Raw genomic sequence first — 14,093 nt, 5'->3', positions numbered from 1 at the left:
TTTGTATAACTTGTTATATTTGGTGAGATTGTGCCCCTGCCGAACAAATATCGAAGGTTCTTTACCGTGCGTCAACAACTGCCATATGGTGCGCGCCATCCATACAACAAAGCGCTTTGCTACTGAAGGAACCCACCGTGCTATTTGAGCAATCGCGTTTTGCGCGGCGCAGCCAATGCTAGATTGGACGCTCCATCAACCAATCAGCACGGGAGGCCCCATGAAGAAGCTTGTCTGGCAGCTGTTAACGGTCCTGGTCATCGCAATTACCGCACTTCCCGCTTCCGCCACCGGCTACACGCAAACCCGCTACCCCATCGTCCTGGTCCACGGCCTGTTCGGCTTCGACAATCTCGGCCCCCTTGAATACTTCTACGGCATCCCCGGCGCGCTGCGCAGCGGCGGGGCCCAGGTGTATGTGACGTCGGTTTCGGCCGCCAACAGCACCGAAGTGCGCGGCGAACAACTGCTGTTCCAGGTGCGCCAGATTCTTGCCGCCACCGGCGCGGAAAAAGTCCACCTGATCGGCCATAGCCATGGCGGCCCGACCTCGCGCTATGTCGCCTCGGTACGGCCCGACCTGGTCGCTTCGGTGACCAGCATCGGCGGCGTCAATAAGGGGTCAAGGGTGGCGGACGCCCTGGTCGGCGCGGCGCCGGATGTGCTGTACTCAGTTGGCAACGCGCTGGGCGGCTTCCTCGGCCTGATTTCCGGCAGCCCGACGCTGCCCCAGAACGCGCGCGCCGCGGCGCAGTCGCTCAGCACCGCCGGCACGGCGCAATTCAACGCCCGCCATCCCGCCGGCCTGCCCTCGAGCGACTGCGGCGAAGGCGCCTACCAGGCCAACGGCGTGTATTACTTCTCCTGGAGCGGGGCGAACTCCTATACCAATATCTTCGACCCGGCCGATCCCTTCCTGGCTGTCACCTCCCTCGCCTTCGGCGGCGCGAAAAACGACGGCCTGGTGGCCAGCTGCTCGAGCCACCTTGGCCGCGTGATCCGCGACGACTACCGGATGAACCACCTGGATGAGGTCAACCAGATGGTCGGCATCACACACCTGTTCGAAACCAGCCCGGTGACGCTGTTCCGCCAGCACGCCAACCGTCTGCAGGGAATGGGCCTGTGAGCGCGCGGGCGCTGTGGGGGGCCGCCCTGGCAGCGGCAGGACTGGCTGCGCTCTGGAGTGTTGGCGCGGGAGATCCGCCGCCACAGCGCCCCGGCCCGGATGTCAGTCCGGCCATGCCGGCGACGGCCCCGCCCACAGCGCCCTTTGTGCCCTCGATGGCCGGCACGCAGCCCGACGGACGTCTGCATGCCACCGGCGACCAATTGCGCATCGACGCCGAACTGCGGCACCTGTTCGACTACTACCTCTCGGCGCTGGGCGAGGCGGAACTGCCCGCCATCCGCGCCGGCATCGAGCAGGAACTGGCGCGGCGCCTGACACCGGCGGCCGCCGCCCAAGCCAAGCGGCTGCTGGGCCAATACCTGTCCTACAAGCGCGCCCTGGCGCAAGCGGAAACTGCCCCGGGCACCGCCCCCGGCGCCACCCTCGCCGCCGCGGCCCGCGGCCGCCTGCGTGCCATGCAAACCCTCCGCACTCGGTATTTCACGCCCACCGAGGCGGCAGGCCTGTTCGGCGACGCCGACGCCCGCGACCAGGACGCGATCGCCCGCCTGGAGCTGGCGGACGATCAATCGCTGGCCGACACCGAGCGCCAGGCGCGCATGCGGGAACTGGACCGCAAGCTGCCGGCAGCACTGCAGGAAGAGCGGACGGCCCCGCAACGGGTCCTGAAGCTGGAGGAGCAGGTCGACGCCGCCCGTGCCGCCGGCGCCAGCGACGACGACGTGTTCCGCCTGCGGGCAGCGGCCACCGGCCCGGTCGCCGCCGGACGCCTGGCCCAACTGGACCGGGAACAGGCCGACTGGCTGCGCCGCATCGCCGCCTACCGTTCCGCAAGCGGCAACCTGGGCGAAAATCCGGCCGCCATCCAGCAACTACGGGACAGCCTGTTCACGCCAGGCGAGCAAAAACGGCTGGGCGCCTACGAATAAAGGCTTGCACTATAATGTGGGGCCAGCATCTTTGTCCCCTGTTAGCGCCACGTTTGCATGCCTTTCGACTTCAAAAAAGCAATCCCCAAGCCCGGCAACCGATTTGCGTTGCCCAACCTGTTCGGCTCCGGTGACGCCTATGTGTTGGCGCAAACCGCGCTCGAATTGAAGACACGCGGCCAGATGCTGGCCGTGGTCGTGGCCCAGGCCAGCGACGGCCAGCGCCTGCTGGCCGAAATCCCATGGTTCGCCAACGGCGCCTTGCGCTGCCATTTGCTGCCGGACTGGGAAACCCTGCCTTACGACGCGTTTTCGCCGCACCAGGACCTGGTTTCCGAACGCCTGGCCACTCTGCACGAAATCCAGAACGGCCAGTGCGACGTCGCCATCATCCCGGCCACCACAGCCCTGGTCCGCATGGCGCCGCCCTCCTTCCTGGCCGCCTACACCTTCTTCTTCAAGCAGGGCGAGTCGCTGGACGAGGCCAAACTGAAGTCGCAACTGACGCTGGCCGGCTACACCCACGTCAGCCAGGTCATGTCGCCCGGCGAATATTCGGTGCGCGGCGGTCTGATCGACCTGTTCCCGATGGGATCCGCCCTGCCTTACCGCCTGGACCTGTTCGGCGACACCATCGAAACCATCCGCACCTTCGACGCGGACACCCAGCGCTCCCTGTATCCGGTGCGCGAAGTGCGCCTGCTGCCGGGCCGGGAATTCCCGATGGACGAAGCCTCGCGCACCGCCTTCCGCAGCCGCTGGCGCGAGACTTTCGAAGGCGACCCGTCGCGCTCCGTCGTCTACAAGGACATCAGCAGCGGCATCGCTTCGGCCGGCATCGAGTATTACCTGCCGCTGTTCTTCGACGAAACCGCCACCTTCTTCGACTACCTGCCGGAGGAAGCCAGCGTGGCCATGGTGGGCGACATCGACGGCGCCATCAAGCGCTTCTGGGCCGACACCGAATCGCGCTACAAATTCCTGAAGGCCGACCGCGAACGGCCTATCCTGCCGCCGCAGGAAATCTTCCTTGGCGACGAACAGTTCTTTGTCCTGGCCAAACCGCACCCGCGCATCGCCATCTCGCGCGACATGTCGCTGCCGGCCTCCGAGCTGTCGGCGCCGATCCCGAACATCGCGGTGAACCGCCACCTGGACGACCCGCTGACCAACTTGCGCGCCTACCTGATGCAGTCGGGCCGCCGCGTGATGATCTGCGCCGAAACCAACGGCCGCCGCGAGACCCTGCAGCAGTATTTCGCCGAATTCGACCTGTCGCCCGCCCTGATCGAGGGCTTTGCGGGCTTCCTCGCCAGCGACGCCAAGCTGGTGCTGGGCGTCGCCCCGCTGCATGCCGGCTTTGAGCTGGACGAGGGCATCGCCTTCATCACCGAGACCGAGCTATATGCCGGCAGCGGTCGCCGCGCCGGGCGTAAGAAGCAGGAAGCGGTCACGCAGGTCGAATCGATGGTGCGCGACCTGTCCGAGCTCAAGATCGGCGACCCGGTGGTGCACATCAACCACGGCATCGGCCGCTATATGGGTCTGATCAGCATGGACCTGGGCGAAGGCGAGACCGAATTCCTGCACCTGGAATACGCCAAGGAGAGCAAGCTGTATGTGCCGGTCTCGCAACTGCATGTGATTTCGCGCTACTCCGGCGCCTCGCCGGACGACGCACCGCTGCACACCCTCGGTTCCGGCCAGTGGGACAAAGCCAAGCGCAAGGCCGCCGAGCAGGTGCGCGACACCGCCGCCGAACTGCTTAACCTGTATGCCCGCCGCGCCGCACGCCAGGGGCATTCCTTCGAATACTCGGCCCACGATTACGAGCGCTTCGCCGACAGCTTCGGTTTCGACGAAACGCCGGACCAGGCAGCCGCCATCGGCAACGTGATCAAGGATATGACCTCGGGTAAACCGATGGACCGCCTGGTATGCGGCGACGTCGGCTTCGGCAAGACCGAAGTAGCCCTGCGCGCCGCCTTCATCGCCGTCATGGGCGGCAAGCAGGTCGCCATCCTGGCCCCGACCACCCTGCTGGCCGAACAGCATGCGCAAACCTTCGCCGACCGCTTCGCGGACTGGCCGGTGCGCATCGCCGAAATGTCGCGCTTCCGCACCGGAAAAGAGATCGCCAGCGCCATCAAAGGCATGCAGGACGGCACCCTGGACATCGTCATCGGCACCCACAAGCTGCTCTCGGACGACGTCAAGTTCACCCGCCTCGGCCTGGTCATCATCGACGAAGAGCACCGTTTCGGCGTGCGCCAGAAGGAAGCGCTGAAATCGCTGCGCGCCGAAGTGGACGTGCTGACCCTGACGGCAACGCCGATCCCGCGTACCCTCGGCATGGCGCTGGAAGGCCTGCGCGACTTTTCCGTGATCGCCACCGCCCCGCAAAAGCGCCTGGCCATCAAGACCTTCGTGCGCAGCGAAAACGATTCGATCATCCGCGAAGCCGTGCTGCGCGAACTGAAGCGCGGCGGCCAGGTCTACTTCCTACACAACGAAGTGGAAACCATCCAGAACCGCCTGGCCAAGCTGACCGAAATGCTGCCCGAAGCGCGCATCGCCGTGGCCCACGGCCAGATGCACGAACGCGACCTGGAAAAAGTGATGCGCGACTTCGTAGCGCAGCGCTATAACATCCTGCTGTGCACCACGATCATCGAAACCGGTATCGACGTGCCGACCGCGAACACCATCATCATGCACCGCGCCGACAAATTCGGCCTGGCGCAGCTGCACCAGCTACGCGGCCGGGTGGGCCGCTCGCACCACCAGGCCTACGCCTACCTGCTGGTCAACGACGTGCAAGGCCTGAGCAAGCAGGCGCAGCGCCGCCTGGATGCCATCCAGCAGATGGAAGAACTGGGATCCGGCTTCTATCTCGCGATGCACGACCTGGAAATCCGCGGCGCCGGCGAAGTCCTGGGCGAAAACCAGTCCGGCGAAATGCTGGAAGTGGGCTTCCAGCTCTACACCGACATGCTCAACGAAGCCGTGCGCGCCCTGAAAGCCGGCCGGGAACCCGACCTGGCGGCCCCGTTGGCCAGCACCACCGAAATCAACCTGCACACGCCTGCCCTGCTACCCGCGGACTTCTGCGGCGACGTGCACGAACGCCTGTCGATCTACAAGCGCCTGGCCAACTGCGAAACCCAAAACGCAATCGACGATCTGCAAGAGGAGCTGATCGACCGCTTCGGCAAACTGCCCGACCCTGCCAAGGCCCTGGTGGAAACCCACCGCCTGCGCATCGCCGCCAAGACCGTCGGCATCGTGAAAATCGACGCCCACTCGGAAGCGGTCAACCTGCAGTTCATGCCGCAGCCGCCGATCGACCCGATGCGCATCATCCACCTGATCCAGAACCAGCGCCACATCAAGCTGAATGGCCAGGACAAGCTCAAGATCACCGCTAATATGCCCGACCTGGCGGCCCGCGTGAACCAGATCAAGACCGCCATCAAACAACTGACATGAACAACGACATGACCATGAACATTGTGCTGCAAGGCGTCGGCGATTGCGCCGCCCGCCTGCAGCGCATCGCCGCCCTGACGGCACCGAAGCGCGTCATCACGATATCCGCCAACGCCGTGCGTTGCGAAGGCATCAGCTACACGCCGGCCCTGCGCCAGACCATCGAGATCGCCGCCGAAGCCGCCCAGCTGGACGCCACCTACATGATGGGCGTACGCCGCCTGGACGAATTCAAGCTGGTGGCGATGGATATGGATTCGACCCTGATCACCATCGAATGCATCGACGAGATCGCCGACATGCAGGGATTGAAGCCGCAGGTGGCGGAAATTACCGAAGCCGCCATGCGCGGCGAGCTCGATTTTTCGGAAAGCCTGAAACGCCGCGTCGCGCTGCTGGAAGGCCTCGACGCATCGGCGCTGGAGCGCGTGTACGAAGAACGCCTGCGCCTGTCGATGGGCGCCGAAGAAATGCTGAAGGCGGTGCAGGCAGCCGGCCTGAAAACCCTGCTGGTCTCGGGCGGCTTCACCTTCTTTACCGAACGCCTGAAACCGCGCCTCAAGCTCGACTACACGCGCGCCAACGAACTGGAAATCGTGGACGGCAAGCTGACCGGCAAGGTGATCGGCGAAATCGTCGACGCCGACGTGAAGCGCAAGACGGTGGAACACGTCTGCGCCGCCATGGGGATCAGGACCGAGCAAGCCATCGTCATGGGCGACGGCGCGAACGACCTGAAGATGATGAGCATCGCCGGCCTCTCGGTCGCCTTCCGCGCCAAACCGGTCGTGCGCGAGCAAGCCAGCGTAGCCCTCAACCACGTCGGCCTGGACGGCATCCTCAACCTCTTATCGCATTAAAAGCCCCGACCTTCCTCTGACTTTGAGCCTCCGTCTGCAACGCTTGGCAATTGGTGCTAGCCTGTCGGTCCCGACATATGCAGAGAGCACCGATTGAAGACAATTGACCTTGCGCTTGCCGAACGCTGGCTCACGGGCTGGACGTTATCCCGCGGCGTTTCAAAGCCGCTCCCGTACGACGGCGGCCTGCTCGTGGAAGTGGGAAAGCCGGAGCAAATAAGGCGCTTTGTCTTTGTCGATGCCGGCCTCGCACTCCGGGCCTGCGCCGAGCGCATACGCGACCCCTATATCTTCCTCAAAGCGGCAGTCGATCCCGAAACCCTGCGCCGGGCGCTGCCTTCGCGGTGGAAGATCGAAAGTCCCGGCTACCTCATGATCGGCCCTTCACAAGCGAGCCAGCACCTGGCTATTCCGCCAGGGTATCGGCTGCTTTTGGATACACAGCAAGGGGTTCACGTCGTACGAGTGATCCACGGCGATGAAGACCTGGCAGCGTCCGGCCGCATGGCCATCCATGGCAGGTGCGCGGTGTTTGACCAGATCGAGACCGCGGAATCCCATCGCCGGCGCGGGCTTGGAAGTGTCGTCATGCAGGCGCTCGATTCCATGGCCGCCCAGGCCGGTGTGAACGAGCGACTGCTCGTCGCCACTGAGGATGGGCGTGCACTTTATACGCGCCTTGGCTGGAGCGTTATCTCGCCATGGTCCACCGCTGGCTTACCTGCTTCCTGAATCTGCGGTATTTCGATCTATCGCTGATAATCCGCTCATGGAAAATCAAAACTGGCAATCAACAGGTGTAAAGCGGAGGCTTGTCCTCTGCGCGTTGACCTTAAAATGTCCGATTGCCAGAGCTGACCCCGGCTTTTATAAACTAAGCTACGACCCCGCGCTGACGCAGGGCTGCAATCTGCTCAGCCGCCATGCCTAATGCGGACAATACGCTGTCGGTGTGCTCGCCAAGGGTTGGCCCTTGCCAGCGTACTTCGCCGGGTGTCTCGGACAGCTTCGGCACGATACCTGGCATTTTGACGTGCACGCCGTCCGGCAGTTCGGTATCCAGCAGCATCTCGCGCGCCTGGTAATGCGGGTCGGAGACGATGTCCTTCACCGAATAGATGCGGCCAGCAGGGACTTCGGCCTGCTCCAGCACCGACAGGACTTCTTCGATCGTGTGCGCCGAGGTCCAGCCGGCAATCGCGGCGTCGATCAGCTTTTCCTGCGCGGCACGGCCGTCGTTCTGGGCGAATTGCGGATCTTCGGCCATGTCGGCCCGGCCGATCGCATGCATCAGGCGCTTGTAGATCGGGTTGCTGTTGCCCGCGATGACGACATAAGAGCCATCGCGTGTCGGATAAGTATTGGATGGCGCAATGCCGGGCAGCGCACCGCCGCTGCGTTCACGCACATGCCCGAGCAGGTCGTATTCCGGCACCAGCGATTCCATCAGGTTGAACACGCTTTCGACCAGTGAGACATCCACCACTTGCCCGTCGCCCTTCCCCATTTTCACGCGCAGCACCGACATCAATGCCCCCATTACCGCGTGCAGCGAGGCCAACGAATCGCCGAGGCTGACACCGACGCGGGCCGGAACGCCACCCGCTTCGCCGGTGGTATAACGGATGCCGCCCATCGCTTCGCCAATGGCGCCAAAGCCGGGACGATCTTTGTAGGGCCCCGTCTGGCCGTAGCCGGAAATCCGCACCATGGTCAGTTTGGGATTGAGCGCATGCAGCACATCCCAGCCAAGGCCCAGCTTTTCCAGCGCGCCCGGCTTCATGTTCTCCACCAGCACGTCGGCGTCGCCGCAGAGCTGCTTGACGAGCGTAATGCCTTCGGGCGCTTTGAGGTTGATCGAAATCGACTTCTTGTTACGCGACTGGAGGTACCACCACAGCGAGGTTCCCTTGTGCAGCTTGCGCCATTTGCGGATCGGATCGCCCTCGCCCGGCGCTTCAATCTTGATCACGTCGGCGCCGAATTCCGCCATCAGGCGGGCGGCAAACGGCGCTGCGATCAGCGTCCCAATCTCGATAACCTTGATTCCCTGCAACGGACCCGCCATTTGCACACTCCTCTTGCATTTACATTATCATTAGCGCGTAGCCAATTATTCTAACCGGAGGCGCAAAATGCTGTACAAAGGAAGCTGCCATTGCGGCAATGTGAAGTTTGAAGCTGAGGGCTCTATCGAAGGACTGACGGCCTGCAACTGCTCGATTTGCCAGCGCAAGGGTGCGCTGATGTGGTTCATTCCCCGCGGCCAGCTGAAACTGCTCACGCAGGAGGAAGACCAGGCCAGCTACGTCTTCAATAAGCACGTCATCCAACACCGCTTCTGCCCGAAATGCGGCATTCACACCTACGGCGAAGGCACGGACCCGAAAGGCAATGCTGTGGCGGCCGTCAATGCGCGCGTGCTGGAAGACATCGATCTCGATTCATTTGCCGTCCATCATTACGACGGACGCAAACTCTAAGGAGCGCATATGGCTCAAGAACTGATTTTCGACGAACGCGCCCAGTCTGCCAAAGACTGGGCCTTCTGGCTTTACCTCGGCCACGGCCTGAGCATGTTTTTCACACTTGGCCTGGCGTCCTTCATCCCCGTCATCCTTAACTACATCAAGAGCGACGATAGTGCCGGCACCTTCATTCACAGTCACCATCGCTGGATGATCCGCTCGTTCTGGTGGTACCTGGCATGGGCCTGCGTCGGCTGGGCGCTGTTCGCCACATTGCTGGGCATTCCACTCGCCTACCTGGTGTGGGTCGGCGCCTGGCTGTGGAAGATCTACCGCCTGATCCGGGGCATTACTGCACTCAACAGCAACGTCCCGGTCGGTAACTCATAAGGTTCGCAGGAACGCCACCAGGTCGGCCTTTTCCGCCGACGTCAGCTTCGTCTCGAGGATCAGGTTGAAGAATTCCACCGTATCCTCGAGCGTCAGCAGCCTGCCATCGTGCAGATACGGCGGCGATTCCTTGATGCCACGCAGCGGGAAAGTCTTGATCGGGCCATCTCCCACCATCATCGCCCCTTTGGCCTGGTGCGGCTTGAAGAAGCGTTCCGTGTGCAGGTCGTGCATCATGTTGTCGCTGTAGTGCGGCGGCATGTGGCAGCTCGCGCATTGGGCTTTGCCGAAGAAGATGGATTGGCCGCGCAGCTCTTGCTCGTTGGCCTTGCGCGGGTCCAGTTTGCCCATCACGCCCAGTTTCGGGGCCGGTGGGAAGTCGAGGATGTTCTGGAACTCGCCCATAAAATGCACCTGGCTGCCGCGTTCCAGCACATTTACCCCCTTTTTCGTGGCGATCACCGGATCGCCGTCAAAGTAGGCAGCTCTTTGCTCGAATTCCGTAAAGTCTTCCACCGATTTCAGTGCACGCTGCGAGCCAAACAGGCGTTGCAGGTTTACCCCGCGCAGCGTCGGCGTATCGAGCCGATGCCTGAATTCTTGCGGCCTGATGTCGCCTACCAGGTGGGTGGAAGCGTTGGTGTGGCCATTCGAATGACAGTCAAAGCAGCTCACCCCGCGACTTGGACGCTCCGACCGCCTGTCTTCGGTCTGGTTGAATTGCTGCTGCGGGAAAGGTGTCAGCAATAAGCGCAAGCCTTCCAGCTGCTTGGGGTTGAGGATGCCGTTGAACATCTCGTGGAAATTGTCGATGGTCAGCAGCCTGCCTTTTGAGACATCCCCCAAGTCAGGGCGCGTGGTCAGGAAAATCGGCGCGGGAAATTCCGGCAGCAGGTGATCGGGGAAGTCGAAAGCCAGGTCGAAGCGGTTCAAGTCGCGCTGCTCCTGCTTCTTGATTTCGTCGATATGGAACTGCGGGAACAGCATCCCGCCTTCAGGGTGATTCGGGTGCGGCAGCGGCAGAAAGCCTTGCGGGTACAGGCCTTTCTCGCGGATTTCGTCCGGGCTCATTGATCCGAGCTTTTCCCATGTGGTGCCACGCGGAAGTTTGGCTCTGATACCTTCCTGCACCGGCTTGCCGCGAAACATGGTGACTCCCTTGGCCGGACGATTCGACAAGTCATACCGGCTTTCCAGGAAGGCCGCCTGCTCACGCATCAAGCCGGCGCGCGCTGCCTTCATCCGCTCGTACGTCGTCTGGAAGTCTTCTTTCGCCACCACCGGCATATAGCTGGTAGGCGGCGCGGCAAAAATCAAACACGCTGCGCCACCCAGCACGGCGCCCACTGCAATCTTCAGAATTTGCATGACGGTCTCCCCTGCTCAATGTCCAACCACTGTAAGCATATAGGGAAGTCCGATCAATACGCGCACGCCATTGTATTGATCAATCGCATGGATAGCTGACTAGCGTTCAGCGAGCCGCCATTCCTGCCAAGGCCATTTCGATATCGGCAATCAGGTCGTCCGGGTCTTCCAGGCCGATGTTGAAACGCACCAGGGTGCCTTGCTCTTTCCAGTGCTTGCGCATGGCCTGGATGCGGTAGGGAATGCACAGGCTGTGCGCCCCGCCCCAGCTGTAGCCGATGCCGAACAGTTTTAAAGAGTCGACGAAACGGTCCGTTTGCTCTTCCGTGAACCTCTCGTCAAACAGCACGGAGAACAGACCGCCGGCGCCGGTGAAGTCTCGCTTCCAGTGTTCGTGGCCAGGGCAGTCTTCGAATGCCGGGTGCAGGACCTTGGTGATTTCAGGGCGAGCCTTCAACCAGGCGGCAACCTTGCGCGCAGCGGCATCGTGGGCGTCGAAGCGCAGCTTAAGTGTCGGCAGGTTGCGCAGCACGAGATAGGTATCGTCGGCGCTAACGCCCATGCCCAGACGCATATGCGCCATGCTGAGGCGTTCGTGCAGTAACACGTCGCGTGTCACCAGGGCCCCCATCAGCACGTCTGAGCCGCCTGACTGATACTTGGTCAGCGCCTGCATCACGATGTCGACGCCCAAGTCGAATCCGCGCAGGGCCAGGCCCGCGGACCAGGTGTTGTCGAGTGCGACCAGCACACCCTTCCGCTTTGCCACGCCGCAGATCGCGCGCAGGTCGGGGACTTCCATCGAAACCGAGCCGGGGGCTTCGGTCCAGATCAATTTGGTGTTGGGCTGGATCAATTGCTCGATGCCGGCGCCGATCATCGGGTCGTACAGGCGCGCGGTGATGCCGAAATCGGCGGTCAACCACCTGCTTAAGTCGCGGTTTGGGCCGTAGACATTGTCGGGCAGGAGAACATCGTCGCCAGACTTCAGCAGCGCGAAGTCGCACATGGCGATGGCTGCCAGGCCGCTTGGGGCCAGGAGGCAATGCGTGCCGCCTTCGATTTCAGCCAGCCGGGCTTCCAGGGTGAAGGTGGTGGGCGTGCCGTGCAGGCCGTAGGTATAGGCGTTCTTTTCTTTCCAGTCGCCCGAGCGCATGGCGGCGACGTTCTTGAACAGGACGGTGGACGCGTGGTGGATCGCACTGGGGAAGGCGGCGAAGCCTTCCGGCGGCACGTAGTCCGTGTGGATGATTTGGGTTTGGAGGTGCTTTTTGGTCATGGCACCTATTCTAACCCGGAGGGTGTCAGGCCCCGCAGGCCCGACACCGGCTTACCGGTTTTACTGCGCCTCGCCCCACAGGTCGTGCGCATCGGCAGTGGTGATCTCCACGTCAAAGAACTGCCCCACAGCCAGCTTCTTCTTCGGATCGAACGGACGCTTCACATGCACCACGCCATCGATCTCCGGCGCATCCGCGGCGGAGCGGCCGATCGCGCCGCTTGGCGTCAGCTCATCGATCAGCACCTTGACGGTCTTGCCGATCTTGGCCTTCAGGCGCTTGCGCGAAATCTCCTCCTGCAGCAGCATCACGCGGCCGCGGCGCTCTTCGCGCACTTCATCCGGTACCGGGTTCGCCAACTCATTGGCAGTGGCGCCCTCCACCGGCGAGTAGGCGAAGCAGCCCAGGCGGTCGATCTGCGCTTCCTTCAGGAAGTCCAGCAAATACTCGAACTCGGCCTCGGTCTCGCCAGGGAAGCCGGCGATGAAGGTCGAGCGGATCACCAGATCAGGATTCATCTCGCGCCATTTCAGGATGCGCTCCAGGTTCTTCTCGCCGGATGCAGGGCGCTTCATGCGCTTCAGCACGTCAGGATGCGCGTGCTGCATTGGGATGTCCAGGTAAGGCAGGATATGGCCGTCGCCCATCATCGGGATGATTTCGTCCACGTGCGGGTAAGGATAAACATAGTGCAGGCGCACCCACGCGCCATACTGCTTGGCCAGCTCGCCCAGGGCCTGGGTCAGTTGGGTCATATGGGTCTTCATCGGACGGCCGTTCCAGAAACCGGAGCGGAATTTCACGTCCACGCCATATGCGGAGGTATCCTGCGAAATCACCAGCAGCTCTTTCACGCCGGCCTTGAACAGGTTTTCGGCTTCCAGCATCAGTTCCGCGATCGGGCGCGATACCAGGTCGCCGCGCATCGATGGGATGATGCAGAACGAGCAGCGATGGTTGCAGCCTTCGGAAATCTTCAGATAGGCGTAGTGTTTCGGGGTCAGCTTGATGCCCTGCGGCGGCAGCAGGTCGATGAACGGCTCGTGCGGTTTTGGCAGGTGGGTATGCACCTGCGCCATCACTTCGCCCACGGCGTGGGGACCGGTCACGGCCAGCACCTTCGGGTGCACCTTCTGGATGATGTCGTCGCCGTCCTTGTCCTTCTTGGCGCCCAGGCAGCCGGTCACGATCACCTTGCCGTTTTCAGCCAGCGCTTCGCCGATGGCGTCCAGCGATTCCTGCACGGCGGCGTCGATGAAACCGCAGGTGTTCACGATCACGAGGTCCGCGCCGTCGTAGGACTTGGCGGTTTCGTAGCCTTCAGCGCGCAGCTGGGTCAGAATCTGTTCGGAGTCGACCAGCGCCTTCGGGCAGCCGAGGGAGACAAAACCTACTTTTGGTGCCGGGGTACCGTCGGTGGGAGTGATGCGGGTGATTGGCTTGGATTGCATGGCAGAGAGCTGATGATTCAGGGCAATCCACCATTATAGCAAAAGCGGGGGCATTGCCCCCGCCTTTTTAGCTTGCTGAAAGCTTACTTTTTCTCGCCCGGCGGCGCGCCGAACGGGAAGGTGCCGAAGATATTCTTGCTCTGGTTTTGCATTTGCTCCTGCATTTGCACAAACAGGCTCTTCGACTGGTCGATATAGTTATTCATCATGCCCTGCATGATCGGTGCCTGCACATTCATGAACTGGGTCCACATTTCGGGGCTGAATGACTTGCCATCGAAAGTCGCGGCGCCTTGCGTGAATTTGCGCTGGATATCGGTAAATGCCTGGATATTCTTTTCCAGATAAGAACCCATCATGCCTTGCATTGCGTGGCCATAAAAACGAATGATCTGGGCCAGTACGTCCGTTGAAAACATGGGAACGCCACTCGCTTCTTCCTCCAGAATAATCTGGAGCAGGATGCTGCGGGTCAGGTCTTCATTCGTCTTGGCATCCACGACGGTGAATTCCTCGGCATCCAGCACGAGCTGCTTTACGTCCGTCAGGGTAATGTAGGAACTGGTCTGCGTGTCGTAAAGTCGGCGGTTCGGGTATTTCTTAATCAAACGTTCAGTACTTTTCTTTGCACCACTCATCACTCATCCAATTTTTGCGCCGCAGCGCGTTTAGCTGCCGTTGATAATATTTTTGACCCCATTATAGGGCGAAAAAAAAGCTTTTGGC

General features: G+C 61.9%; 12 protein-coding genes. 7 read left to right on the top strand and 5 right to left on the bottom strand.

The features are described from left to right. Positions 1-220 precede the first annotated feature (220 nt). From H597_RS0112840 to H597_RS0112820, 5 genes are all read left to right on the top strand, one after another. A complete protein-coding gene (locus H597_RS0112840; protein WP_028102505.1) occupies positions 221-1,129 on the top strand; it encodes a lipase family alpha/beta hydrolase in 909 nt (302 codons plus the stop codon). Beyond that, positions 1,126-2,061: a lipase secretion chaperone gene (locus H597_RS0112835; protein ID WP_028102504.1), complete on the top strand. Its 936-nt coding sequence runs from the start codon at positions 1,126-1,128 to the stop codon at positions 2,059-2,061. The genes H597_RS0112840 and H597_RS0112835 overlap by 4 nt, the downstream gene beginning before the upstream one ends. A gap of 57 nt (positions 2,062-2,118) precedes the next feature. Continuing rightward, positions 2,119-5,550, top strand: coding sequence for a transcription-repair coupling factor (gene mfd / locus H597_RS0112830; RefSeq protein WP_028102503.1), 3,432 nt, complete (start codon positions 2,119-2,121; stop codon positions 5,548-5,550). A gap of 14 nt (positions 5,551-5,564) precedes the next feature. Then, positions 5,565-6,410 carry a phosphoserine phosphatase SerB gene (gene serB, locus H597_RS0112825; RefSeq protein ID WP_035374116.1) on the top strand — a complete coding sequence of 282 codons (846 nt, stop codon included), beginning with the start codon at positions 5,565-5,567 and terminating at the stop codon, positions 6,408-6,410. Between the two features lie 93 nt (positions 6,411-6,503). Further along, positions 6,504-7,142 (top strand): GNAT family N-acetyltransferase, encoded by a 639-nt coding sequence (locus tag H597_RS0112820; RefSeq protein ID WP_028102501.1) that lies wholly within the window; start codon positions 6,504-6,506, stop codon positions 7,140-7,142. A gap of 142 nt (positions 7,143-7,284) precedes the next feature. Here H597_RS0112820 and H597_RS0112815 read toward each other — a convergent pair whose 3' ends face one another. Continuing rightward, positions 7,285-8,478, bottom strand: a complete 1,194-nt coding sequence (locus H597_RS0112815; RefSeq protein ID WP_028102500.1) for a CaiB/BaiF CoA transferase family protein — start codon at positions 8,476-8,478, stop codon at positions 7,285-7,287. A gap of 67 nt (positions 8,479-8,545) precedes the next feature. Here H597_RS0112815 and H597_RS0112810 point away from each other — a divergent pair, with 67 nt between their 5' ends. Next, positions 8,546-8,893 (top strand): GFA family protein, encoded by a 348-nt coding sequence (locus tag H597_RS0112810; protein ID WP_028102499.1) that lies wholly within the window; start codon positions 8,546-8,548, stop codon positions 8,891-8,893. Positions 8,894-8,902: 9 nt separating this feature from the next. Continuing rightward, positions 8,903-9,268, top strand: a complete 366-nt coding sequence (locus tag H597_RS0112805) for a DUF4870 family protein (RefSeq protein WP_028102498.1) — start codon at positions 8,903-8,905, stop codon at positions 9,266-9,268. Here the strand turns inward: H597_RS0112805 and H597_RS0112800 are convergent. The 4 genes from H597_RS0112800 to phaR form a co-directional block, all read right to left on the bottom strand. Next, positions 9,263-10,636 carry a cytochrome b6 gene (locus H597_RS0112800; RefSeq protein WP_028102497.1) on the bottom strand — a complete coding sequence of 458 codons (1,374 nt, stop codon included), beginning with the start codon at positions 10,634-10,636 and terminating at the stop codon, positions 9,263-9,265. The genes H597_RS0112805 and H597_RS0112800 overlap by 6 nt on opposite strands. Before the next feature lie 106 nt (positions 10,637-10,742). Further along, positions 10,743-11,915 carry a cystathionine beta-lyase gene (locus tag H597_RS0112795; RefSeq protein WP_028102496.1) on the bottom strand — a complete coding sequence of 391 codons (1,173 nt, stop codon included), beginning with the start codon at positions 11,913-11,915 and terminating at the stop codon, positions 10,743-10,745. A 60-nt stretch (positions 11,916-11,975) separates the two neighbouring features. Further along, a complete protein-coding gene (rimO, locus tag H597_RS0112790) occupies positions 11,976-13,367 on the bottom strand; it encodes a 30S ribosomal protein S12 methylthiotransferase RimO (RefSeq protein ID WP_051293750.1) in 1,392 nt (463 codons plus the stop codon). Positions 13,368-13,450: 83 nt separating this feature from the next. Further along, the gene (gene phaR / locus H597_RS0112785; protein ID WP_028102494.1) at positions 13,451-14,005 is read right to left on the bottom strand and encodes a polyhydroxyalkanoate synthesis repressor PhaR; all 555 of its coding nucleotides are present in this window, start codon (positions 14,003-14,005) and stop codon (positions 13,451-13,453) included. Between the last annotated feature and the right edge of the window lie 88 nt (positions 14,006-14,093).

Source organism: Pseudoduganella violaceinigra DSM 15887, assembly GCF_000425385.1.
In the GTDB taxonomy this organism is placed as follows: domain Bacteria; phylum Pseudomonadota; class Gammaproteobacteria; order Burkholderiales; family Burkholderiaceae_D; genus Rugamonas; species Rugamonas violaceinigra.
Note: the sequence above shows the minus strand (reverse complement) of the source record. Positions and strands in the feature narration are given on the sequence as shown.